Source organism: Cupriavidus necator, from assembly GCF_040578825.1.
GTDB classification, from domain to species: domain Bacteria; phylum Pseudomonadota; class Gammaproteobacteria; order Burkholderiales; family Burkholderiaceae; genus Cupriavidus; species Cupriavidus necator_E.
This window is the reverse complement of record NZ_JBEFLI010000001.1, coordinates 196,416-221,017: the sequence shown is the minus strand read 5'-3', so window position 1 is coordinate 221,017 and position 24,602 is coordinate 196,416. Positions and strand designations below refer to the sequence as shown.

General features: G+C 61.3%; 19 protein-coding genes and 2 pseudogenes. 3 read left to right on the top strand and 18 right to left on the bottom strand.

Annotation, left to right across the window (positions count from 1 at the left end; translation table 11 throughout):
- Positions 1 to 20: 20 nt before the first annotated feature.
- The 8 genes and pseudogenes from AB1I47_RS01075 to AB1I47_RS01040 form a co-directional block, all read right to left on the bottom strand.
- The gene (locus AB1I47_RS01075; RefSeq protein WP_354681919.1) at positions 21 to 1,799 is read right to left on the bottom strand and encodes a ShlB/FhaC/HecB family hemolysin secretion/activation protein; all 1,779 of its coding nucleotides are present in this window, start codon (positions 1,797 to 1,799) and stop codon (positions 21 to 23) included.
- Positions 1,796 to 2,263, bottom strand: a complete 468-nt coding sequence (locus tag AB1I47_RS01070) for a hypothetical protein (protein WP_354681918.1) — start codon at positions 2,261 to 2,263, stop codon at positions 1,796 to 1,798. Before AB1I47_RS01070 ends, AB1I47_RS01075 begins: the two co-directional genes overlap by 4 nt.
- 20 nt (positions 2,264 to 2,283) lie before the next feature.
- Positions 2,284 to 4,740 carry a filamentous hemagglutinin N-terminal domain-containing protein gene (locus AB1I47_RS01065; RefSeq protein WP_354681917.1) on the bottom strand — a complete coding sequence of 819 codons (2,457 nt, stop codon included), beginning with the start codon at positions 4,738 to 4,740 and terminating at the stop codon, positions 2,284 to 2,286.
- Positions 4,741 to 5,064: 324 nt separating this feature from the next.
- The gene (ltrA, locus tag AB1I47_RS01060) at positions 5,065 to 6,660 is read right to left on the bottom strand and encodes a group II intron reverse transcriptase/maturase (protein WP_354681916.1); all 1,596 of its coding nucleotides are present in this window, start codon (positions 6,658 to 6,660) and stop codon (positions 5,065 to 5,067) included.
- A gap of 832 nt (positions 6,661 to 7,492) precedes the next feature.
- Positions 7,493 to 8,239: pseudogene (locus AB1I47_RS01055) on the bottom strand (Tn3 family transposase); the annotation flags it as partial.
- A gap of 242 nt (positions 8,240 to 8,481) precedes the next feature.
- Positions 8,482 to 8,721, bottom strand: coding sequence for a DUF2789 domain-containing protein (locus AB1I47_RS01050; RefSeq protein ID WP_354681915.1), 240 nt, complete (start codon positions 8,719 to 8,721; stop codon positions 8,482 to 8,484).
- Positions 8,722 to 9,062: 341 nt separating this feature from the next.
- Positions 9,063 to 9,761 (bottom strand): hydrolase, encoded by a 699-nt coding sequence (locus tag AB1I47_RS01045; RefSeq protein WP_354681914.1) that lies wholly within the window; start codon positions 9,759 to 9,761, stop codon positions 9,063 to 9,065.
- A gap of 839 nt (positions 9,762 to 10,600) precedes the next feature.
- Entirely contained in the window at positions 10,601 to 10,840 is a 240-nt protein-coding gene (locus AB1I47_RS01040) for a hypothetical protein (protein WP_354681913.1), read from the bottom strand.
- 532 nt (positions 10,841 to 11,372) lie between these two features.
- Here AB1I47_RS01040 and AB1I47_RS01035 point away from each other — a divergent pair.
- Both AB1I47_RS01035 and AB1I47_RS01030 read left to right on the top strand, forming a co-directional pair.
- Positions 11,373 to 12,293, top strand: a complete 921-nt coding sequence (locus AB1I47_RS01035; RefSeq protein ID WP_354681912.1) for an AraC family transcriptional regulator — start codon at positions 11,373 to 11,375, stop codon at positions 12,291 to 12,293.
- Between the two features lie 198 nt (positions 12,294 to 12,491).
- Positions 12,492 to 13,202 (top strand): response regulator transcription factor, encoded by a 711-nt coding sequence (locus AB1I47_RS01030; protein WP_354681911.1) that lies wholly within the window; start codon positions 12,492 to 12,494, stop codon positions 13,200 to 13,202.
- A gap of 60 nt (positions 13,203 to 13,262) precedes the next feature.
- On the opposite strand, the gene AB1I47_RS01025 is transcribed toward AB1I47_RS01030, so the two are convergent.
- The 10 genes and pseudogenes from AB1I47_RS01025 to AB1I47_RS00975 form a co-directional block, all read right to left on the bottom strand.
- On the bottom strand, positions 13,263 to 13,655 hold the full coding sequence (locus AB1I47_RS01025) for a response regulator (RefSeq protein ID WP_354681910.1): 393 nt from the start codon (positions 13,653 to 13,655) through the stop codon (positions 13,263 to 13,265).
- A gap of 598 nt (positions 13,656 to 14,253) precedes the next feature.
- Positions 14,254 to 14,481 (bottom strand): annotated as a pseudogene (locus tag AB1I47_RS01020) (catalase); the annotation flags it as partial.
- Between the two features lie 896 nt (positions 14,482 to 15,377).
- Positions 15,378 to 16,106, bottom strand: coding sequence for a YoaK family protein (locus AB1I47_RS01010; RefSeq protein ID WP_354681909.1), 729 nt, complete (start codon positions 16,104 to 16,106; stop codon positions 15,378 to 15,380).
- Between the two features lie 33 nt (positions 16,107 to 16,139).
- Positions 16,140 to 17,288, bottom strand: coding sequence for a porin (locus AB1I47_RS01005; protein WP_354681908.1), 1,149 nt, complete (start codon positions 17,286 to 17,288; stop codon positions 16,140 to 16,142).
- A gap of 4 nt (positions 17,289 to 17,292) precedes the next feature.
- On the bottom strand, positions 17,293 to 17,586 hold the full coding sequence (locus AB1I47_RS01000; protein ID WP_354681907.1) for a XapX domain-containing protein: 294 nt from the start codon (positions 17,584 to 17,586) through the stop codon (positions 17,293 to 17,295).
- 36 nt (positions 17,587 to 17,622) lie between these two features.
- Positions 17,623 to 19,236 carry an MFS transporter gene (locus AB1I47_RS00995; protein WP_354681906.1) on the bottom strand — a complete coding sequence of 538 codons (1,614 nt, stop codon included), beginning with the start codon at positions 19,234 to 19,236 and terminating at the stop codon, positions 17,623 to 17,625.
- Positions 19,233 to 19,667, bottom strand: coding sequence for a DoxX family protein (locus AB1I47_RS00990; RefSeq protein ID WP_013951981.1), 435 nt, complete (start codon positions 19,665 to 19,667; stop codon positions 19,233 to 19,235). The genes AB1I47_RS00995 and AB1I47_RS00990 overlap by 4 nt, the downstream gene beginning before the upstream one ends.
- 28 nt (positions 19,668 to 19,695) lie before the next feature.
- Positions 19,696 to 21,642, bottom strand: coding sequence for an amidohydrolase (locus AB1I47_RS00985; protein ID WP_407935783.1), 1,947 nt, complete (start codon positions 21,640 to 21,642; stop codon positions 19,696 to 19,698).
- Between the two features lie 6 nt (positions 21,643 to 21,648).
- A complete protein-coding gene (locus AB1I47_RS00980) occupies positions 21,649 to 22,638 on the bottom strand; it encodes an alpha/beta fold hydrolase (protein WP_354681904.1) in 990 nt (329 codons plus the stop codon).
- Positions 22,639 to 22,756: 118 nt separating this feature from the next.
- Entirely contained in the window at positions 22,757 to 23,443 is a 687-nt protein-coding gene (locus AB1I47_RS00975; protein ID WP_354681903.1) for a hydrolase, read from the bottom strand.
- A 518-nt stretch (positions 23,444 to 23,961) separates the two neighbouring features.
- Here AB1I47_RS00975 and AB1I47_RS00970 point away from each other — a divergent pair.
- Positions 23,962 to 24,570: a response regulator transcription factor gene (locus tag AB1I47_RS00970; protein ID WP_354681975.1), complete on the top strand. Its 609-nt coding sequence runs from the start codon at positions 23,962 to 23,964 to the stop codon at positions 24,568 to 24,570.
- Positions 24,571 to 24,602: the final 32 nt, after the last annotated feature.

Below are 24,602 nucleotides of genomic sequence, written 5' to 3'. Positions count from 1 at the left end.
AAATTCCTTGGAGAATTTGATCAATAGAGCCAGTTGAGCGTGGCCAGCACGATCGGGCGCTTGGCGCCAATAGCGCTCGGCTGGGCGAGCGGGATGCCCACAAGCAGCTCACTGGAAAAGGTCTGTCTGGCCCATTGGGCCTGCAGTCGCACCCCGGCGCCGGTACCGGCAACTGCCTGCCAGCGGTGGGTGGCAACCGATTGGGTCTGGCCGCCATCGAGAAACAGGTACGGCTCCATGCGGATGCCGGCGAGCGTCGGCGCGTTGGCCCAGACCAGCTCGTTACGCAGGTAGGCGCCACGGTCGCCGGCGATCACGCCCTCACGAAAGCCTCGCACCGTGCTCATGCCGCCGGCGTAGACCTGCTCGGAGCCAAAGAGCGCGACGTTGGTCCACTGACCAACCAGCTGCGCGCGCCAGGCGAGGAGCGCCATGTCGAACGCGCGCGGCAGGGGCATCTGCAGGGTGGCGTTGGCATCGAGCTTGGTGAACTGCGCGTGGGCCTCATCCGTGCGGATGTCGCCCGGGTCACGGGTAGCATTGATGGCTGTCAGCCCGCACGAGGTCCCCGCCTCGGCGGTGGCGTAGCCCGGCTGGCCATTGGCGCTAAAGCGCCGCAGCCCGCTCCAGGCGGCCCGCAGGACAGTGAGGCGCTGGGGACCGAGCAGCAGGTTGTTGATCTCACGCTCGCTCTTGCGGTGGGTGAGAGTGATATCGAAGGCCTGACGCGAAGCCTGGCTGCGCGTGAGCACGTAGTTCCAGCCCAGCGTGTGGCCGAAAGTGCGGCCATACAGCAGCGCGGTATCGCCAATCGCGCTCTGGTATTCGGAGACGGAAGCGGTGTAGCTGAAGGTGTGGTAGCCCAGCGGCACGGCGGCGGACAGCACCGCGGCATTGGTGTCGCGCGTGCCGACGAAACTGGCCGACACGGCTTCCTGGAAGCCTAGCGCATTGTCGGCATCGATCCCCAGCCGCGTGCGCGAGATGCCGGTCGCCTTGCTGCCGTAGTTGTCCATGCCGGCGGCAAAGCGAAAGCGGTCCCCGGGCTGGTTGGTCAGCGCAATGGCCGAGCTGCCCGGCGCCTGGCCCGGCAGGATCTGCAGTTCCGCGCGGTTGCGGCGCAGCCGGTTGATCTGGTCCACGCCTTGCTCGAGGTCCGGCAGGCGCAGCGTGTCGCCCGGCGCCGGAAACTGCCTGGCGGTGCCGGCGTCGGTCAGCCAGCCGCCGCCCACGGTATCGAAGAGGCCGCCCTCGTTGGGCCGGATCGAGCGGTCGTTGAGGCGGATCGACTCGATCTTGCCCGGCACCACGGTCACCACCAGCACACCAGTGCTCAGGTTCTGTTCGCCCAGGTAGGCGCGCGTGGTGATATTGCCCTCGGCGACGAAGGCCTCGGTGAAGCGGCGCAAGAGCAGGTTGATACGGTTGGCGCCCAGCTGCCTGCCAACGAATGGCGCGACGATCGCCTCGACCTGCGCCTCGGACAGCACGGTATTGCCGTGAACTGCAATCCGATGGATGTCGAAGGTGGCCGCCGTTTCCATGACCTCGTCCACGGCCTGATCGGCCGGGAGACCCATCGGCGCCTCGATTCGAGCGGGCGGCTGCGTGGCCTCCCGCTCGCGCTCGCGCTGGCGTTGCTCGCGCAGCAGGCGCTGCGCGGCGTCTTCTGGCGCCGCCTGTTGCCGCGCAGGGGGCACAACCTGCGCCACGGCAGGCAAGGCGGCACCGACGAGCAGGCAGGCCGCCAAGCGCAGTGCGCCATGCGGTGTAATCTGGGTAGGGGGCCGTGTGCTCATGTTCGCTCTGCCTTGAGCTCGTTGAGCCGAATCACCACCGCCCGGCTGTTGCGCATGTGGGTCAGGCTCATCGAGCCGGAAGAAACGTGCCGGTTCACGATGCGGATCGTGTGGGCGTTCTGCAGCCAGTCAGGGAAGCGGGCCTGGAACTCGGCACGCCCGAAGTCCTGCCAGCTGACACCCGTCACGGCGATGTCCCAGTCCCACGGCAACATGCCGCGGCACAACCAGACGCCCAAGTCGTCCGCGCACAGCACGAGGCTGCCAAGGTGCAGGGCGGCAGCAAACGCCGCGAGGACGACAACCCAGGCAACAGCCCACCCCGCTAGCCAATGACATTGCCCCACCACCAACGCAACAGCGCAGCCGAGCATTGCCAGCAGAGCCCCTGGCAGGTAGGCCACCCAGGACTTGCGCGAGAGCACTACGACGTTGCGGGCGAGCGAGAGCGCATACGGGTTCATGACGGATTCCATTGGTAGGCCTACCACCACAGCCACGACGTGAGACCCAGATAGTTCTCGATCCTGACGGGATCGCGCTGGCGCGGACGGCTCACCGTGCTGGCACCGGCGATGGTCACATCGCCCTCGAAGCTGCCACCGTCGATGACGGTGTCGCCCAGGATCCGCGTCTTGCCCGCCGCCATCCAGCTGCCGCCGACGTCCATGGCGTAGAGCCGCGCCCAGGTGTCGCCGAAGAAGGCCTTGAAGCCCCGGTCGCGAGACAACGCGGTATAGCCGGTCACGCCGCTGGCGTAAGTCACCGGCGCTGTCACGGTCAGGTCGCCCAGCGCCAGCACGCGCCCGCCGATATTGGCGGCGCTCTTGCCGGCCTGGATGTCGATGTCGCCGCCAGCCGACAGCAGGCCGCCCCTGACGGCGGTGGTCGAAGACGCCGAGGTGCGGCAGAAGATCAGGCAGGAGCGGGAATAGTGAGCGCTGCCGGAGGTCACGCCTTCGGTCACGAAAGTGTCGGTCGCGCGCACCGTGATGCCGCCGTTGTTCGCGTAGATCGCGCCGCCATGGTTGATCACGTTGCGCCCGGCAAGCACCGTGCCCTTGTCGGAGAGCAGGTAGGCCACCTGGCCAGGCCGGTCGGCCTCGCCGTAGTCGATATCGAGGCCGCTGCTACGCTTGGACAGCACCAGCCAGCGCCTGCCCGAGGTCGAATAGATGGCGGGCTGCTCGCCGTTGGCGCCGGCCACCTTGGTGATCTCGTTGATCACGTCGCCCGTGGCCTGGATGTCCAGGTAGCCATTGGAGAGCATGCGGGCGTGCCGGTTGACCACGTCGCCACCGGCGCGCACCGTCACGTCATCGGCGGCACCGAACAGGATGCCGAGGTATTGCGGCGTGGAATCATTGAGCACGCTGCCACCGGCGAGCACAGTGACCGAGCCTGTGGACAACGGATCGCCTGCGATGCGGGTCTGTCCCTGTACCAGCGCGCCGAAGTTGACCATGTCGCTATCGGCCTGCACCAGCACCCCGCCACCGTTGGCGACAAGGGTCGACTGGACCGAAGTGGACGCCAGGGAAACGGAGCCACCATGCAGCTTCACATTCGTCGCCGCCAGCACGTGGCTGTCGGTATGCGAATAATTGCCCGCGGCATCGATGGCGACCCCCGCGCCTGACGATCGGACGGTCGTGTCCTGCAGAGTCAGGTTGTAGGCCTGCATTGCGGTACCGGCCACGCCGTCGACGTCGGTGCCCAAGAGCGACGCGTCGCCGGTGGTGATGGTGACCGCGCCCGCAGTGGAGGCAAGCGTGGTGCGTTGCGTGCCTGCGGCCGTCGTAAGGCTCGCAGCCTCGACGATCAGGTTGCCTGTGGCGTTTGCTTGGACACCAGAGAGCACCATGCCGGCGCCGGCATCAAACAAGCCGATTCCGCCGTTTGCCGTCAGCGTCGAGTCGGACAACCGTACCGGTGCGCTGTGCACCTGGCCGCTGGCACCGAGGACCAGATCCCCGGACGTATTCGCACCGGCCGCCAGCGTGCTGCCAGTGAGATCCACCCGGTCCGAGAAGACCTGCAGGTGACGCCCGGCCTCCATGGCGCCGGTGCCGGTCAGGCCGCCGCTGCCGATCAGCACGTCCTGTTTGGCACTAATCCGGCCGGAGGCAAGTTGCAGGTCGCCGGTACCGGACACGACAAAATCGCCGGCCGTCGCATAGGCGGCACCGGCATGGCGCACGCCTGCGCCCTGGTCGGTGATCAGCAGCTCAATGCGCCCGGCGGTCAGGCTGCCGGCCGCGGTGATATCCAGCGTGAAGCGCTGGCCGGGATTGACGGCCGGGGCAGCATAGGTGATCCAGGGCGTCAGGTTGTCGGTAGGGGAGACGCTGGTGTCGATCTCGGCCCGGCTGGTACCGGCGACGGCCCGGATGCGGGCATTCGGATCGCCGTATAGGTTCTCGACCTTACCGGCCACGCGGATCTGCTTGGCTACCAGCTCCAGATTCAGCAGCGTGCCTGACAGGCCTTCGGCGCCGATGTCGATCGCGCCCTGGCTCGTGCTGAGGATCAGGTTGCGCTGCAGTTGGCCGTTGGCCGTAGTGAAATCATTGAAAATCACCTGCCCGGTGGTGAGGGCCAGGTTGCCGACGTTGCGCACCGTCAGGCCATTGACGCTGATGCCGTTCGGATTGGCCAGGATCACGTTGGCACGGGGGCCAAGCACGCTCAGAGTTCCCTCCAGGAGGGAGGGATTGGTGCTGGTGACATTGTTCAGGATGGTGCGGGCCCGGGCAGCATTGTTGTCCAGGTCCACGCCCGCACGTGAGATATTGAAATCCCGATAGGTATTGGTCGAAACACCACCCACTGGAGTGGCCACGCTCACCGTGACCCGGCCACTGGCTGCCGTAGTAGCCGTAGTGGCGGTGCCTCCGTCCGGCACCACGCCGGCAGCCAGGCTGGTACCAGCCATGAGCATGGCACTTGCCGCCAGCGCAGACGGGCGCAGCACGCGGCATGCGCGTCGGCTGGACTGCCTCGATTTGGTCTTCCCGAATGACACCGCGACCCACTCCCGTCCTATTGGTTATGCGAGGGGAGGGAAGGGGAATATCCACTGCCGTCGCACTGAGCTCCGGCGCGACAATATCAAATGTGTCTACGGCTGTAAAATAGGATATTTCTGAATTTTGACGAGAATTTACAAAGATTTTCAGTCCCTGACATTAAACTCGGCGCTTCCCAACCGGCAGCCTTTTATTAGCGCGGTTTTGCGCAGGAATCCGTATGAATGTTAATTTTGTTAAGTTGCAAGATTTAACTGCGGCAGCGAGAGCTGATCTTTTGTCCACGTTATGATGCTGCCGATGATCATCATGGACACGTAGCTTGATGACGGAGCCGTAGCCTGGCGCGTTGTTGTGGCGTTCCCATTCGAGATTGGCCCTCGAGGACGTTTCCTCATTGCGGCTGCGACGCCAGCCAGTCCTGAGCCGTGCCCTCGGCGTCGTTGTAGGTTGTAGGGTTCCACGCGCAAGTTATGCCGCCCAAGCATCCGCAATTCGTGGCGCTGCCGGCTTGCTTCACCCATTTCGCGCGCTCCGGTCCCGTGAGGTGCATTGAACCAACCATGCCGGCATGCGGGTCCGCGTCGCGATTCGCCGGAAAGACGTTTGAGCCACGCCCAGGATTGTCGTTTGTGTCCTCTCAACCGCTTGTACTTGTTTCGCGCCCACCTACCAAGCCGTAAGTCTATTCTGATCAAGAACCGTTTTAGCGGCTCCGGATAGAAGGCACCGTAGTAATTCACCCATCCCCGTACCATTGGGTTTATGCGCCGCGCCAGTTCGGGCAGCGTCAATGAGGTACTTCGATTGAGATCCATGCTTTTGATGGCCTTAGACATTCGCGTTAGCGCCTTCTGACTTACCGCAGGTCCGAATCCGGTGAACAAGTTTCCCTCTCGGTCTTGTACCGTCCGAGCGTGAAAGCTGAATCCAAGGAAGTCGAACTTAGTGTGGGTATGTTCCTCTCGACGTCGTCCATCTTTGCAGTAGACCAAGCGTGTCTTTTCTGGGTGCAGCGAAAGCCCACAAGCGGTGAGCCGCTCCCTCAAGACAGACAGGAACTTTTCCGCCTGCTGCTTCGTCTTGCAGTGACAGACGACATCGTCGGCATACCGTTCAAACGGCACCTCCGGATGCTCAGTCTGGACCCATCGATCAAACGCATAGTGAAGAAAGAGGTTAGCTAACAATGGACTGATCACCCCGCCTTGCGGAGTGCCTCTATCCCGAGCAACCAGTTCCCCGGTTTGCTTCTGCACCGGGCTCTCTAGCCAGCGTCTAATGTAGAGTCGTGCCCATGGCTCCGTGACATGCTTTTCTACCGCACGTCTGAGAAGCTCGTGGTCGATGGTGTCAAAGAAAGATTTCAAGTCAATATCGACTACCCAGTCGTAGCGCCAACAGTTCCTTCTCGCTTGCGCCACAGCTTGCTTCGCCGATTTGTTAGGACGATAACCGAACGACGATGAATGAAATATCGCGTCGATTCCCGGCTCAACCATTGACTTGACCGCCATCTGAGCCACTCGGTCCGTGATCGTCGGTATCCCGAGAGGGCGGAACCCATCCCCCTTCGGGACCAGCACCTCTTTGACCGGCTGAGGAAAATAACTCCCCGAACTCATTCGATTCCACAGGGCGTATAGATTTCTCGCCAAACGATTTCGGAATAATTCAATACTTTCCCTGTCCACGCCCGGCCCTCCTTGATTGGCGGCCACGCGCTTCCAGGCTTCCCAGATTAATCGCTTGGGTATTTCGAACGACTTGGCGTCGACCCCGGAATCCTCCCGCATCGCGGTTGTTCTATGATCTCCGCCGGACAAGGTCATGCCTTCGCTCCAGAGGTCATTACAACCCTTTCAACGCTACTACGCATGACTCCGCCCCTGTGCCTCGCATTGGTACTCTGGCTCTCACGGGTTCTCCGCTTGAGCTTCTCCCTTAGCATCGAGATGACAGGTTCCCAAGTTCCGTATCCATGCCTGCAGGAAGGTCGCGCCATCTCTATGCCGGATGCCGTCAGACCCACCTCCAGGTTGCCGTCTGACTTATCCCGAGGTGTTGTCGAGCCCTCGGTTTTGACACCATTGCAATTATCGACACTTCTTCGATGGTTCACTTGCGTTCGCCTCCTTCCTGCCTACCTGACGAGATTCATCTCGCCTTTTCCCTAGACGCTCACCACAACCGCTCTTAACGGAAGCAGCTCTGGGTGGTTTGGTATCACCGCCTGATCGGCGAAACCGAGGGGCCTACCCTCATCACGGATACAGCATGTACAGCGACGTACTGTCGCTTTCCTTCTTGGCACACCGTCAACTATCTTGACAACCGCCGGATCGGAGCGGCCGGGGCGCCCCAACGCGGGACTCCTTTGATTCCGCTGCAATTTACCGGGGTAGCTGCCCCTAGTATTTATGCGGGTTTCCGGGAAGCGACCATGAGAAATGACAATGAAATCAAGCCCGTGCTGACTGCCCTCCGCGTCCTCTGACCTGGCGAGGGAGGCGGCTGGCGGGGAGGGAGGAGCTTCCGAATTGCCGAATGGCGGCCGAACGGGTGGCCCTGAGTCCACGCCAGCCGAAGGAGTACAACGCTGATGCGGATATCGCGGGCCCAGAGGTATGAACTTATGGGCGCCGCTCTTTCGAAGCCGGATGGTTATGCCGTACGCCACTGCGAAAGTGGGCTGGGCTGGAGCGCTGCGGAAGGCATGAGCCGATGCGCATAACGCGCGATTGGAAACTCGAAAGTGCCTCGCAGATTGATCCCCTCGAGATGGGTCGGCCCGATATGCCGCAGGTCCTGAGCACGCACTGTCTCACCCCCGGCCCTTTCAAGGATTTCCCAACTGCGTTGCATGTGCATCGTATTCCAAGCCATTACTGCATTGGATAGCAAGGTCAAGGCCGCTGACACGGCCGCCAGCGACGCGTCATGTCTCGCCAGCTCAAGCGGTATCTTGCCGTGATGGATCGCCCGCTGGACAATGTGCACCGCTTCCCCGCGGTTCAACGCGTGCTGCATCTCATGGCGAAATTCGATATTCGTGAAATAGTCGATCAGCAAGATCGTACGAAACAGCCGTCCGAGATGCACTCCGGCCTCATAGACGAGCTGTCCACGCGCCGCCACCCCAAAGCGCGTGAGTGCCTGGACTGCAGTGCATTGCCCACTTTGCACGGATGCGGCAATCCGTACCAGTTCGTCCCAAGCGCGCTCAATGAGGCTCAGTCGAACATCGGCGTCGGTGACGGCAACCAGTTGGCTCGGCACATTATGATGCCTGGGAACATGCAGACGTATGTCGCGCAGGTGGGACAGTCGCGGACAGAGATCGAAGCCCAACAGCCGTGACAGACTCATCGCGAAATCTGTAATGCCGTGCGAATCCACTGCAAGTTGCGCTGGCTACCCCGGTAAGCTACTGCGAAAACAAAGGGAGATCGATCTGGGGGGCACCTGGCTGGCCAGGCTACGACGCGGTGGGCTAATTCGGGGGGCTTGCCAGTGAATCAGTTCTCACACTTGCTATCGAGAAAGCGTCCCTGCGGCGACCGGAGCATCGTTCGATTTCAGTGCACCGGTTCCGTGCAGCCCACAGGATTGGCCTCAGTCAGATATTGGAGCCGGTCTCCAGCAGCGCTCCTTCAGCCAGGTGCGCGCAACGCAAGATTCAATTGGTCCACAGCCTGTGCCCAGTCTGCATCCCCGGCAAATTCGTCGCGCAGCAAGGCTGCCTGAGCAGGCGTCCAGAATGGTGCTTCCCAAAGATTGAAGTCTTGCGGTAGTGGCGAATGCTTCGCAACGAACGCAAGGATGTCCGTTTTATTGGATGGCAGGCCGAGCTGGGCGAACAGGTCGGAAAACTGGTGAAATGGGGTATCCATGGGAATCGTCCGAGAAGCAGGGTTTTGGCGGATGAAAGTGCCGCCGTAGGACTGCGCTTTTTTACGGGAGAGCGGCGCTCGCGATAGCGGGCTGTTCTCCCCAGCTATGCATGGCCCGCGCAATCAGCGCGCAAACGGCGAGCGTGCCAGAAGCAACGCCCAGTGACGAAGACGTGTGGGCGTGTGCATTAAAGCCGGTAAGGAATGCAAACGCCGCCATTTCCCACTTCGTGGCGATCTTCTTGTCGTGTGTCATTTTCCAGTGAGCCGTGGCGGCTTTGCAGCCGAAGGTTGTATGGCGCCGAAAACTGCAGGAGGTTTTCGGCGCAGACCGAAGTTGTTTAGTGCTCGATCACCGGTGCATGCACGGGCGCGATCGATTCGTGCGTGGTCGCGGTACGTTGCGCCGCCTTGTGCACCATCGTGTAGGCGTAGTCAACGCCCATGCCGTAGGCGCCCGAGTGTTCCTTGACGAGCTTCATCACGGCGTCATAGGTATCGCGGAGTGCCCAGTCGCGCTGCCATTCGAGCAGCACCTGCTGCCAGGTTACCGGTACCACGCCGGCCTGGATCATGCGCTGCATCGCATAGTCGTGGGCTTCTTTGGTCGTGCCGCCTGAGGCGTCGGCCACCATGTAGATCTCATAGTCGCCTTCGAGCATCGCGCTCAGGGCGAACGTGGTGTTGCAGACTTCGGTCCATAGGCCCGCCACGACGATTTTCTTGCGGCCATTAGCGGCCAGCGCGTCCCGCACCTTTTGGTCATCCCAGGAATTCATCGAGGTGCGCTCCAGCGTTTCCTTGCCGGGGAACACGTCCAGGATCTCTGGATAGGTAAAGCCGGAGAACGACTCACTCTCCACCGTGGTGATGGTCGTCGGCACGTCGAAGATCTTGGCCGCCTTGGCCAGGCCCACGACGTTGTTCTTCATGGTCTGGCGGTCCATTGACTGCACGCCAAATGCCATCTGGGGCTGATGGTCGATAATGATCAGTTGGCTGTTGCGCGGGGTCAGGACTTGCAGTTTAGCGTTCGACATGATTTCTATCCAAAAAATTTGATTCAACGATTTAAGTTTTAGCTGGCAACGCAGATTCTCTCCGTCGCCGTTTCGCTATCCATGTACAGAACTATACCGGCTGCCGCATCCGAGAAAGCGACCTATCTCTGCCATAGTTATTCAAAATAATTGAATCTTCGAGGCGCGAGAGGACTCTGTCCTACTGGATCTATCGCCTTGGAAGAACTTCCACATGACCTCTCTGTCTGGAGCGTCTTCGTCTTGTGAGTGCGTACCTTGTTCAGGACGCCGGGTGCCCAGCCGTTTGTTGAAAATCGCCGCGCGACCGATATAGCGCGACAAATAGGGGAGCACCCCTTCAGGTCCCCACCGACCGATGTAGACACCCAATTACATGTACGTATGCAAGGCACTGCGTGAAGAGGGAAGGATGACCAGAGTAGCCGCCGAAGAAGTGCAACCGGCCACCGGCGATGCGCCACGTCGAGAGCGTCGAAGTAGCTGCGGCGCAGCAGTGCGAAACCCCCGTACCGCAGGAAAAAGCCGCAGCGGCATGCTGCCCATCGGTCGCCCCTCGGGTGACAGACCACCGCTTGGGGGCGATACCGTGCGCATGCGAACGATTTGGGAGTGCTTCTACCCAGGTGCAACGCCCACGCGGCGCCGATCTGTGCCGGATTTGCTTAAGGTCGACGGGAATGGTGTGCCGGGTGTCGGCAGCGGGAACATGCCCTTACTAATCTATCGCAGTAGGTCGTCGCAGTGCGTTTCAATCCATCGGGGTGCAATGCTGCCGGCAGCGGCAGGAGCGTCAATTATCGAGGAGAGCCGCAGCGCATACATCGTCACCGGCTCGTCTACAGGGCTCTCAGTGCGCGGCTAAGGAGGTGAGCGGCGCGAACCGCCAGGTCGAAAGACGGGTCACGCGCCAGCTCGCGACCGGCCACGCAAATGATCCAGTCCCCCTTTTTGCGTTCGCAGTTCATAGTCTGGTCCTCCATCTGATCTGAGAACCAGCGCCACAATGTCGCGTCTTGTTCATTGGCATGGGCCGCTGCTTGGAGCTGGGCCATCTTTAAGCAGATGTTGCCATTCATGGACTCTCCGTGTTTGCTCATCCCGCGTCTGTCTCAAGTGCCGGCGATTGGGCACTTTATTCGGATGAGACCACAGTTTCCATCGTCTTCTGGTATGACTGGCCTACACGCTTGGCGCGTCCGTAACCGGAAAGGACTGGAGCATAAGCGCTTGACGCTACCTGAAATCGCGTCGTCCGCGGAAGCAAACTTCATCGGAAGTCGGAGCAATTATGGAAATCCCGGACCACCGCAACACGTTCGTTTCGATAAAAGTCCGGCTACGAGCAAATTTGCGGGGGGGCGGACGGTGGCGTAAGAGGCGCATTCTATTTCTGCATCCAGGCCGGCAAGAGTATCGCGACCTGCCTGACGAACGGCGAAATCAGCACTTTATTCTTTTATGGTTGGCGATGATAGTATGTTCTTCAAGCAGTCGGCTGACTGCAGGAAGGCGGGCGCTTTTTCGAGCTGCCAGCGTCAATGGTATTTTCAGTAACGCAAGGTCGCCCGGTCGTGTCTGGCTTGGCGCGACGATCATGACTACCTGGCCATGCGACTCTCCACATCTACTCACGAATCTGCCAAGCTGGCCATTCAGCGCGACTCATTGGGGTGCTTTTCGGAGGCATTGCGATACGATCAGGCGCTTGCCGCCGGCGATCTCCATTTCTACCGCAAGAGTTCCGTGATTGAGCGGATGAGTCAGGTAGTGACCCCAGCTTCAGCACGAGGGTTTCTGGTTGGCGTCTCTCTGATGGAAGGCCATCGTCGACGCATTTTACGTCCAAATCAGGCGAACATGCATGCATTCGAGGCAGGTTCCATCTATCTGCGGAACTTCCAGGATGACTACAAGGCGGATATGTATGGGACGTTTGATTTCGTACTCATCGAACTGCCGCGCCCCTTCATGGAGCGTACAGCCCTAGAACTCGGCTGCCCCGCAGGGCTTGAACTGCGACATGCCGCGGCGCAGACGGACGCCGTGCTGGCCCATCTCGCACAGGCACTCTTACCTGCGCTCGCGCGGCCTGAAGGCGCCAGCAGGCTGTTTATCGATCAACTCGGACACGCGATTGGCACATACCTGGTCGAAAACTATGGACGTGTCAATCGGGCACGCACTCACTCCATGGGCCGACTTTCGCCTCGCATACTTGCGCGAGCGCAGGAGTTCCTCGCGGCGCGACTTGACGACGGAAACGTGTCCATTGCCGAGGTCGCTGATGCGTGTCAATTGTCCCGAAGCCATTTTTCCCGGGCATTTCGGCAGAGTACTGGCAAGACACCACATGAATGGCTGCTGGAGCGTCGCCTCGAGCGCGCGGCGGCACTGCTGCGCACCACGGACTCTCCGATAGCTGGGATTGCCGCATCGTGCGGATTTGCGGACCAGAGCCATCTGACACGCAGCTTCTCTAAGAAGCTTGGCCTGACGCCGGGTGACTGGCGGAGTGGTCGGCAGGACTAGGCCCGACTGGTTGCCAGCCATCTGGCCCAACCTGAGCACAAAAAGACCATAGAGCGCACAAGCGTTCAAGCCAAAGGGCTGGTGTCACACTACATTGCTGTCGGGCGCGCCGTATCTCCCCACATGGAGCCTGCGGGTGATTCGCGTCTCTGATGTCGATGCCACGTGGAGGCCCCTACCGTGACAGCTGTATTACCGATGCGCACCGAATCAGCGTCGCAGGACGACGCGGTGGTCCTTGTTGTTGATGATGACTTGCAGGTGCGGAACGCGCTGGGAAGCCTATTCCGTTCAGTCGGCATTCAAGCCGTGCTGCTCGGCTCCGCGGCCGAGCTCTTTGCCTTCGGCTTCCCAGATGCGCCTTGTTGCCTGGTTCTCGATGTGCGCCTGAAGGGGAAAAGTGGCTTGGATGTGCAAGCCCACATGGCAGAGCTCGGTATTCATATTCCCATCATCTTCATGACCGGCTACGGGGACATTCCGATGACGGTTGCCGCTATGAAGGCGGGAGCACAACACTTTCTTTCCAAGCCGTTCCGTGAACAGGAACTGCTCGATGCCGTCACGGAGGCAATACAGAAGGAAAGCTTGCGACGCGAGCGCGAGCGCCGGTTGGCTGCAGTGCGCGACTGCTACCGCTCCCTGACGCCGCGGGAGAGTGAGGTCATGGCGCATGCCGCGTCAGGTTTGACAAACAAGGAGATTGCCGCCGCTATGTGCATCAGTGTGGTGACTGTCAAAGTTCATCGATGCCAGGCAATGCGAAAAATGAGGGCTCGGAGTTTCGCCGATTTGGTGCTTCTTGCGAAAACTCTCGGTCTCGTTCTGCTTCCCTCTCAGTCCGGAACTGATGAGCAGCCTGCCATCCGGCTGCGGTCTCAAGACCTTAGAACCGCAACCATAGCGTAGGGACGGCATCAGGCAGCTTGCAGAGGGCGAAGGCGATGTAAGGGTGTCTCATCGACACACTCACGACGGTGGAGAGCCCCTCTTGCGCGGACTCAATGCTTTTTCAATGCATTGGATCATGTCCGTGTCCTGAAAGGGCTTGTAAAGGACGCACGTCGCACCTATTGCAATGGCACGCTCGTCGAATCCCTCATGTGCAAATGCAGTCATGAAAATGACAGGCATATCGAGATCGCGTGCACGCAACGCCTCTATCAGAGCGAAGCCGTCCATGCCGGGCATTTTCGCGTCTGTGATCACGCAGGACAGGCAACGCAGCGAAGTACACCGCAGTAGCTCTTGACCTCCTCCGAACAATTGCACGCCAAAATCGAGGGAACGCAGCAGCCTACCCATGGCATTTCTCACGGCAACATTGTCGTCAACTATTGCGATCGTGGGGCGAGCTATCACACTGACTCCTTGTATAGGCGTTGAGCGCTGGCAATGCTCTCTTGGAAGAGTAATACCAAACTGGTGCGCAACCTACCATACGGTGGTATTGCCGACTCCTCGGCGACACGTCTCACGGCGCGTTGCGACGAAGTCACGCCGGCCAGAGGGATCCGAGCCTCAGGGGAACTGAGAGAGCAGGCTATTCTGTCCAATTCATACCAAGGTATTACCTGCTTGGCTGTTTCGAAATTGCGCCGCATCTTTCAAAAGTCCTTGTACAGGGGTGGGACGGCGCCGCATCCGTTAATAATTGATAGTAGACGGCGCTATTGTGGTTGTCGAAGCTGCTATAGTAGGGAGCAGCGCCCTTAGCCGGGTCGACATGGTTACTATCTTGCTGAAACGCTCGAAGGCACAGACTATGGTGGCTTTTTTGGTGACACCAGTTGCTCCATCGCCGCCCACAGGCGAGTGCTAGCCTTGGTCGTGCTGCCTCAAGCTTCCGCTGCCCTCCTGAGCAGGGCAGCGGCGGATCGGTCGGCCTACTTTAGGCAGTTCACTCCTTCTCCATAGGCCGGATCGGCTTTGGTGAAGTGTTCGATCTGCACCCGCACGACGCCTTCGTGTACTTCGTGGTGTCGAGCGTCACGCGGAACCTGCCGTACGCGCCCGAACCCTTGGCGTGCACGCGGCGCTCGGGAATCACCTCGCGGTCGAAGTGGGCGAGCTTTTCCAGGAACCAGACATCCTGCAGCAGCATCGGCCCGCGCGGACCGGCGGTCTGCGAGTTCTGGTTGTCTGCGATCGGTGCACCAGCGGCGGTGGTGAGGGTGTCTCTGTTCATGTGAGTCTTCTTGTTGGTGAAGGAGGTTCGGGGGACCTTCGTGCCGGAAATCCAGTACACGGATGCGAAATCAGAGGAAGCAGCCGATGAGCCGCCCGTCCCCCGCGCAGGACTGTCCTCAGCACAGTGCATGCGCCGGCTTCTCGAGATCTCTCTATAGCCAACCGATGTTTGGGAACGAACTCCGGCGCCCCCACAGCAAGGTAGCCAGACAGGTTTCCGGACGCCGATTCAGGTCAAAGTCAATTGCAAAGTGTGGTGATCCTGCGTAACCCAGAGAGATTAATTGGCGATGCAGGCTACGGCCATTGTCTGTTCGTATTAGCTGGCTGCAGCTTCGGCCTGGCCGCGGGCTTTAGAACGTTACTTGCTCAGCTCGGTACTGGCAGCGGCAACGTGAGGTCGGTCAACCATTGCCAATGGCTAACATTATTCCTTAGGCTCACCAAACTACACCTCGGTGATGCCCACTGCAACGATGGGGGCACCTGCCTACGCAGAGCCAGCGATACACGCGGCTATCTGCCGTCACCCGTTGCACAATATGGACAAGTATAAAATTGGCGTCAACTGGGAATCCGGACTTGCCTGGATGAGCCTCAGAGCTGGCAAGCAATAACTACAGTGGGAGGCAGAGCTCGCACAGTGGAACTCGCGCGGCGGCTCCAACCGCCCAACGTTACCGAGTTCGGATTCTCCCCGATCCGATCCTTTGGGTTGAGAGGCGGGGATGGTCGTTCGCACCGTTTCTGGAAGCTTCTGTCGGCGTTGGGCTTCTGAGCCGTGCCAGGACGTCGGAGCAGCACAGCTACGGCACTGCGTTTCAGTTATCCGATGTCGATTGCAAGTTATGTAGCGCAGCAAGGCGCGGTAATCTCGATCATTCGTCTATCAATTCATTTCTGCAGGCTGTTCGCGCCATTGCGCCAGGTCAAGAAACTGAGTGCGGTCAGCAATATTGCTGGCAGTATTACACACCAGATCGAAAGCATCGAATAGCCAAGTGCGCCGAGAGCGGCGCCCAATGCGAAACCCGCGAGGGCTGGTACCATTTTCTTGAGTCGACCGCGTATGGCTTTGCGTTCCACTTCAGATGCGGATGGTAAGTCCACCAGGTCAATGATAATTTGCGTGGTATTTCCCGTCATGATCGTGGTGGGACCGAGGTCTGACAAAGACGTCCTGGACAGTGAGTTCTGAATAGCCATGGCCACTACGGCAAGCATGCCAGCGCCGGCGGCTGCAGGCGTACTTGGATCGGAAATGGGAGAGGCGTGGACCCCGGCAACTATGAAAAGAACCAGCGCCGTGGCCTCGGCAAATAGCAACAGTGAGGGTGCCGATTGTTTGTCCCGTACGATGCGTGACTCGGTTAGTCTTGTGGCCGCAACCGCGAAGGCAAAAGTCGGCAGCGCAAGCAGCTTGGCGAGCAGGCCCGTCGAATTACCGGCGATGTCGACGCCGATCATGACGAAGTTTCCTGTCACGTGCGCCGTAAATAGGCCGAATAGTGAAATGAACCCGACCACGTCTACATAGCCAGCGACGAAGGCTAAGATGCAGCCGAACGCAGGCCACGAAAGATCAGCGCGGCGGCCCGTGTCGGGAAGCTGTGTGGGTGTCAATGCGGTCTCTCACAAAGGTTGGTCAGCTGCGGGTCAGAAGCTGTGCCGCATGGCAATGGCGAACGTCTGGGGATCGGCGCCGGCCTTGATACCGATGTTATTGATGGCGAAGTCATAGGTCGCGTTGCTGCGGTTGTTGATGCGGCTGTAGTAAGCGTATAGCGCGGTTCGCTTGGAAAGGGGGTAGTCATAGCCGACGGTCACCTGAAATGCGCCGGTCTCCGAACCGCTGTGGACGGAGCCAATCGTTTCTGCGGCTGTGCCGGTGCCATTGCCGACAAAGGCGAAGCCTGCGCGTATGCTGCCGGTGCCAAGCTGCTGTATCAGCGAGATATAGTAGCCATTGCGCGTAAGGTCTCCAGTGGCGGTGCGATAGTGCAGGCGTTCATACAGGGCACTGATGCGCGTCGACGGGAACTGGTAGGAAACTCCCGCCTTCATTGCGTCGTCGTTGCGTCCGCTGGTCTGATAGTGCCGATGGATTTCATAGGCAAGCGTCAGGTTCAGGTTGCCGTGATCATAGGCGGTGGCAAAGGAATATAGCGCCGGATTGCGCGGCACCGTTGTCTTTTCTTCCGGCAGTCCCCAGGCGATGGCGCCGCTCAAGCCGTGCCACTTCGGCGACTGGTAGTGCAACGAGTTCTTCTGCCGTCGATCAAATGAGCTGGTGTTCTGGACATTGTCGCTGGTAGAGGCAGCGCCATTGCCTATCAGCGCCATGTAACCCGGAGTGGTGGGGTAATACGGGTCGTAGCTCTTGGTCGCACTTGTGTATGGTGTGTCCCAGTTGCCCATGAAGAGGGTGCCGTACGGGCTCTGAAGGCCGAGCCGGGTATCTCGCGCGGCGATTTGCCCCGTGCCGTTGTCAATCGACAGGGCGCTTTCGATTTGCCAGATCGCCTTGATCCCATTGGCCAACTGTTCCTCGCCCCGCATGCCGAACACGGAGCGGTTATTCGTGAGGCGCGCCGTATTGCCTAATCTGGTGCCGTCGGTTGCGGTGGTCACGGTCACATACTCGATTGCCGTGTTCAGCCGACCATAGATCGCGAAATTGTTGTCCGCCACGGCAGGTGCCGCGGCCGCGGACAACGACGCTGCCAAGGCGACGTGAATGCGCCGGGGCGCGATTGCGTTAGTACGGCTGGTAAGTGCTTCGGGCTGGTTCCGGAAACGACTCATGCGGTTACTGATTCCCTTCTTTGCTACGCGCGGGGAGGGATGCCGACGGTTCAACGGTCGTGTCCGCATTGGGCGGTGTACCCGTAATCTTCGGGACGCATTCGCCGCGGAACCATGCAATGGTTACTGGCTCGCCCGCCAGCATGCGCTTGACCGGCGGCACAACCTGCTCGCCAATCAGCATGCCTAGCAGCCCGATCAAAGCAATTGCGGGCGGCGCAGGGGAGCGGACCTGCATCAATGCATAGATGATGCCGACCAGAATGCCGGCGCCAAGGGAGATGAGATAGAGCTTCATATGAGACAAGGTTGGAGGGGGGAAATCGGTGCGATGTTACGCCGGCGGCAAGCCCAGGCCGAGCAGGTGTCGCACGTGGGGCGGCTCGGCGCCCACGTGGAAGCCGGCCACGTCGCGCTGCACATCGGCATCGGCGTGGGGCACGCGCCGGTGCTGGCGCAGGTGCTCGGCCCACGACTCGACCAGGAACCACTCGGTCAGCAGTTCGGGGTTGGCCGGATCTTCCATCACGCCCCAGCTGAACGCACCGTCACGCAGACGCTCTTCCGACAGCTTGTGCACAGCATGCAGAAACGCATCGCGGTTGGCGGGGGGGATGCAGTATTCGATCAGGATCATCACCGGACCGCGGTCGTGCGCGATCTCGCCGGCCATCTCCGGTTCGGGCCAGTGACGTGCGGGACCGAGGTCTTCTTCGCCGCGCGGCAGCCGCATGCGGCGCAGGATCAGCGCGGTAACGACCAGCCCCGCCGCGGCGATCAGCAGTGCATGCGGTGTGCCCAGTGCCTCCGCCACAAAGCCCCAGACCAGGCTGCCACCGGCCAGCGCGCCGTTGAACACCATCTGGTAGACCGCCAGCGCGCGGCCGCGCACCCAGTTCGGCAGAATCGCCTGCGCCGCGCCGCCGAGCGTGGTCAGCGCCATGATCCACGCGGCGCCGAGCAGCAACAGTAGCGGCAATGCCAGCCATATGGGTGGTGCGCTCGACAGCGCCGCCATGACGACCGCCGTGACGATCGCGGACAACAGCACCAAGCCATCTGCATCGAGCCGCTGCTGCAGTCTGGACATCGTCAGCGCGCCAAGGATCGCGCCAGCGCCCACTGCGCCCAGCAACATTCCATAGAGGCCGGCACCGCCATGCAACAGCTGACGGGCTACCAGCGGCAGCAAGGCCCATACGCCGCTGCCGAAGGCAAAATGCACGGCGGCGCGCGCCAATACTACGTGCAGCTTGCTGTGCGCGCGCGTGAAGCGTAAGCCTGCTCGGAAAGCGCTGAAGAAGTGTTCGCGCAGCGGATCGCTTGGCTTTTCGGGACGCTTCCACCAGATCAGCGCAGCGATGACGAACACATAGCTGAGCAGGTCTGCGCTATACGTGGCAGCCGCGCCGAATGCCGCGAGCAGCACACCCCCGGTAGCCGGTCCAATCGCACGGGCGACGTTCACGCCCAGCGAGTTCAGTGCCACGGCCTGTCGCAGCGTGCTCGGCGGCACGAGCTCGGGCACGATCGACTGCCACGTCGGACCCATCATCGCCGCACCTATACCGCCGACGAACGCCAGCGCAATCAGGATCTCGATTGTCAGCGCCTGGCGCCACGCCAGCAGCATCAGCGTGCCGCTGACCATGGCCAGTCCGATCTGGATCACGATCAGGAAGCGGCGCCGGTCGAGGATGTCGGAGAGCACACCGGCCGGAATCGCAAGGAGGAAGACTGGCAGCGTGGCAGCCGCCTGGATCGTGGCGACCGCTGCCGGTGAAGTGGAAAGATCGGTTGCCAGCCATGCGCTGGCCACATCGCGCATGAAGCTGCCGATGTTACCGAGGATCGTGGCCACCCACAGTACCGCAAACGTGGGTTGGGCCAGCGGGGCAAACGTGCCGCCCGATGCAGGCTTGGCCGCCGAGATGGCAGATGGCGTCATGGTTGTCTCCGCGTGCGAAGGTCATCCCACGCCACGAGCAGGAACCCACCCACCAGGCCCAGATGTTCGAAGAACGCGTTAGCCATCATGAACTGCGCCTCGGGCGGTGCGCTCCAAAACCGGTTGGCCAGGAACGTGGCCATCAGCGTGAACGCCGCCAGCGCCAGTGCGCCTAGCCAGCGCCAGAAGCCGGTCAGGATCATTGCCGACGCACCAAGCTCCAGCGCAATCGTCGCCGCAGCCAGCGGCACGGCGGGCGACAGGCCGAAGTGCTGCATCTCTGTCACTGCGCTGGAGAAGTCGAACAGCTTGACCAATCCGCCCTGCAGGTAGGCTGCGCACAGCAACAGCAGGGCGATCCAGCGCAGCCAGCGAGGCAGCCGGTGGGTGTTGTTGCCGGCCGTGGCTAGCGGGGGCGTCGAGATGGTCATGGCCGCTCTCCGATGTGGTCAACGTGGATCAGAATGCCCAGCACGAGCAGCCCAGCGCGCCCCAGAACGTGCTTTCGTCCGACGTCGGCACGCTCGAGGTCCACGCATTGGCATGCGCATGGCCATGCACGCCGCACGAACTGGCGCAGCCGCACGCGGTGTTCAGCGCCAGTGCGCGCGCCTGGGCCTGCGGGCGCGGCTGGTACTGGCTACCGTGGCGGGCCGGTGACCAGTCGGGCATCGCGGGCGGGATGTCGGGCGCATGCTTGCCGAATTCGCTGTCGCCATAGACCACCTTGCCGCCGAGCACGGTCAGCACCGACGTGATGTCCTGGATGTCGTCGCCCGGCACCGAGTAGTAGTCGGCCGACAACACGGCCAGGTCGGCCAGCTGGCCCACCTTGATCTGGCCCTTCTTGCCCACTTCGGATGAGAACCACGTGTTGGCCTCGGTCCACAGGCGCAGCGCTGTTTCACGATCGAGCAGGTTGGCCTGTGGATACATCGACATGCCGCCGACGGTCTTGCCCGTGGTCAGCCAGTACAGCGATACCCACGGGTTGTACGAGGCCACGCGTGTGGCGTCGGTGCCGGCGCCGACCTTCACGCCTCTTTCCAGCATCTTCTTGACCGGCGGCGTGGCTTCGGCCGCGCGTGCGCCATAGCGCTCGACAAAGTACTCGCCCTGGTAGGCCATGCGGTGCTGCACCGCGATGCCGCCACCGAGCGCGGCGATGCGGTCGATATTGCGGTCGGAAATTGTCTCGGCGTGGTCGAAGAACCAGTTCAGACCGTTGAACGGGATGTCCTTTGCGACCTTCTCGTAGACGTCGAGCGCGCGCGTAATGGTCTGGTCATAAGTCGCATGCAGCCGCCACGGCCAGCGCTTTTCCGCCAGCAGGCGGATCACCGGCTCGAGGTCGGCTTCCATCGACGGCGCCAGGTCGGGGCGCTCGACGCGGAAGTCCTCGAAGTCGGCCGCCGTGTAGACCAGCATTTCGCCGGCGCCATTGTGGCGATAGAGGTCATCGCCCTGGCCCGGCTTGACGGTCGACGTCCAGGTCTTGAAGTCGCTCAGTTCTTCCTTGGGCTTCTGCGTGAACAGGTTGTAGGCCAGGCGCACCGTGAGGTGGCCTTCCTGGTGCAGTTCCTCGATGACGTTGTAGTCCTCAGGGTAGTTCTGGTAGCCGCCGCCAGCGTCGATCACGCCAGTCACGCCCAGGCGGTTCACCTCGCGCATGAAGTGGCGCGTCGAGTTCTTCTGGTACTCGGGCGGTAGCTTCGGGCCCTTGGCCAGCGTGGCATAGAGGATGGTCGCATTGGGCTTGGCCAGCAGCAGGCCGGTGGGGTTGCCGCGCGCATCGCGTACGATCTCGCCGCCCGGAGGGTTCGGCGTGTCCTTGGTGTAGCCAACGGCACGCAGTGCGGCGCCGTTCAGAATGGCGCGGTCATAGAGATGCAGAATGAACACGGGGGTGTCGGGCGCCACGGCGTTCAGTTCGTCGATGGTCGGCAGGCGCTTTTCCACGAACTGGTGCTCAGTGAAGCCGCCCACCACGCGCACCCATTGCGGTGCAGGGGTGCGTGCCACTTGATCCCTGAGCATGCGCATGGCATCGGCTAGCGAACGCACACCGTCCCAGCGCAACTCCATGTTGTAGTTCAGGCCGCCGCGGATGATGTGCATGTGGCTGTCAATCAGCCCGGGAATGGCCCGCCGGCCGTTCAGGTCGATCACCTTGGTCTGCGTTCCCGCCAGCTTCATGATGTCCTGGCGCGTACCGACGCCCACGAAGCGGCCGTCCTGGATGGCCACGGCGTCGGCCTGCGGATTGGCACGGTCGAGCGTGGCGAACTTGCCGTTGACGAGAATGAGGTCGGGAGTCGGGTTCGGTGACATGGCGAATAGTTCCGAAGAGGCTGCCGCACCGAGGGCGGCAGTCGAGGCGATGAAGTGCCGGCGGGTAATGGACATCTCGGCTTATGCGTTCAGGAAGGCCAGCAGGTCGGCATTGACCTGGTCGGCATTGATTACGCACATGCCATGCGATGCACCCGGATATACCTTGAGCGTGGCGTTCTTGACGAGCTTGGCCGACAGGCGGGCCGAATTGTCGATGGGCACGATCTGGTCGTCGTCACCGTGCAGGATCAGCGTCGGCACGGTGATTTTCTTCAGGGCCCCGGTGTAGTCCACTTCCGAGAACTCCTTGATGCAGGCGTACTGGCCCAGGAGGCCACCGGTCATGCCCTGTGCCCAGAACGCATCGATGGTGCCTTGCGAAACCTTGGCGCCGGGCCGGTTGAAGCCGAAGAACGGCGTGGTCAGGTCCTTGTAGAATTGCGAGCGGTTTTCCGCCACGCCCTTGCGGATGCCGTCGAACACTTCCATCGGCAGGCCGTTTGGATTGGCCGCGGTCTTGAGCATGATAGGCGGCACCGCGCCAATCAGCACCGCCTTGGCCACGCGCTTCGTGCCATGACGGCCGATGTAGTGCGCCACTTCGCCGCCGCCGGTGGAGTGGCCGACCAGCGTTGCGCCCTTGATGTCGAGGGCGTCCAGCAGCGCGGCCAGGTCGTCGGCGTAGGTGTCCATGTTGTTGCCCTGCGCGGGCTGGTCCGAACGGCCATGGCCGCGCCGGTCATGGGCGATCACCCGGAATCCCTTCTGGACCAGAAAGAGCATCTGGGCGTCCCAGGCGTCGGCATTGAGCGGCCAGCCGTGCGAGAACACCACCGGGCTGCCCGTGCCCCAGTCCTTGTAGAAGATGCGCGTGCCGTCTTTGGTCGTGACGTAGTGGCCCTGCTTCGTGGCGCGGCTGCTGGCCGGCGCGGCTTCCGCGGCCGTGGGCGTCAGTGCGGCAAGCGACGCCACCGATACGGCCGCAGCGCCAACAGTGCTGCCTACCAGCAGTTGCCGGCGCGATGCATCGATGTTGTGACCTTGTTCCTGGGTGTGTTCTATTTGCATGATTAGGGCTAGCCGGAAGTTGGCTCGGAATCCTGGATGAATGAGATCGCTGGTTGCATCGGCCTATGCACGGAAATCGTGCGTAGGCCGATGACTATCTTCTTCTTTGATCAGCTGTTTAGCGTGCGGGCACCGGTGCGATGGATTCGTGCCCCGTAGCCGTGCGCTGGGCGGCCTTGTGGACCATCGTGTAGGCGTAGTCGACACCCATGCCATAGGCGCCCGAGTGTTCCTTCACCAGCTTCATCACGGCGTCATAGGTGTCGCGGTGGGCCCAGTCGCGTTGCCATTCGAGCAGCACCTGCTGCCAGGTCACCGGCACCACACCGGCCTGGGCCATGCGTTGCATGGCGTAGTCGTGGGCTTCCTTGCTGGTGCCGCCCGAAGCGTCGGCGACCATGTAGATCTCGTAGTTGCCTTCGAGCATGGCGCACAGCGCGAAGGTGGTGTTGCAGACCTCGGTCCACAGGCCGGCCACGATCACCTTGTTGCGGCCGTTGGCCTTGAGCGCATCGCGCACCTTCTGGTCGTCCCACGAGTTCATCGAGGTTCGCTCCAGCGTCTTCTGGTCCGGGAACACGTCGAGCAGTTCCGGATAAGTGAAGCCCGAGAACGACTCGCTCTCGACGGTGGTGATCGTCGTCGGGATATTGAAGATCTTTGCCGCCTTGGCCAGGCCGACGACGTTGTTCTTCATCGCCTGGCGGTCCATCGACTGGACGCCGAACGCCATTTGCGGTTGGTGGTCGATGAAGATCAGCTGGCTGTTCTGCGGGGTCAGGACTTCAAGCTTGGGGTTGGACATCGTATCGCTCCTAAGTGGGGAAGAATTGGCTGTTGCGACGGCTTGCGCCTCGACAGGGCCGTGTCTGGCGGCGTTGAAAACGGGCCGCGATAGGCGCAAATGACCAAATCGCAACCTGAAGCAAGAATAGTCCGTGCTCTCGGCTGTGGCCATTGTCGATTCGTGTTAATCGTCCGCTGCCTTGGTTTCATCACGACGCCGCTAGCGGTGCTACAGCAACGGGGGATGGCTTCGCCAGAACTTATCGCGTGGGGAGGGGACGGCTGCGTGCGACCTTGATGTGCGGTGGCCTACATGTGGGCTGGCCGGTGCCGTCTGCAAGAGCAACGCTGGACTAACCACATGGTATAAGTGTTCAGATTCTCAGCCGTGTGATGCAATGGAAGATTTTTTTGGGTCATGCCACATTGGGCGTGGATGGGCCTGTCCTAACCTCGCGCGCCGATGGGTGCACTGGAGAAGAGACTGTGACAGTCGACAGCTTCGTAACTGCGGACAACAGTGCGATTGACGAAGCGATGGTGCTGATCGTTGATGACGACGCGGTGCTTCGCAGCGCGTTGGAGAATCTGTTCCGATCGGTCGGGATGCGGGTCGCTCTGTTCGCGTCGGCCGCGGAACTGCTCGCGTTTGCGTTTCCGGACGCACCCACTTGCCTTTTGCTCGATGTCAGGCTCCGCGGCCAGAGCGGCCTCGACTTGCAGACACGGCTTACCCAAATGGGCATCCAGATCCCGATCATTTTCATGACTGGCTACGGCGACATCGCCATGACCGTTGCGGCTATGAAGGCTGGTGCTGAGGATTTTTTGGCGAAGCCATTCCGTGAGCAGGACCTGCTCGATGCCGTGGCGGCCGCCTTGCAAAAGGATCAGCATCGCCGCCATGGCATGCGTAAGCTGGATGAACTGCGAGCCAGCTACCAGAGCCTGACGCCGCGCGAGGCCGAGGTCATGCGCATGGTGGCGGCGGGTCTGCTGAACAAGCAGATCGCCAGCGAGCTAAGTATCAGCGAGGTTACCGTGAAAATTCATCGCGGCCAGGCCATGCGCAAGATGAAGGCGCGCACCTTTGCCGAGCTTGTATTGATGGCACAGCAACTCGGCATTTGCGAGGCGCCGCATTGAGTCCCTGTAGCCCCCCGCGGTCGGCGGGAGGA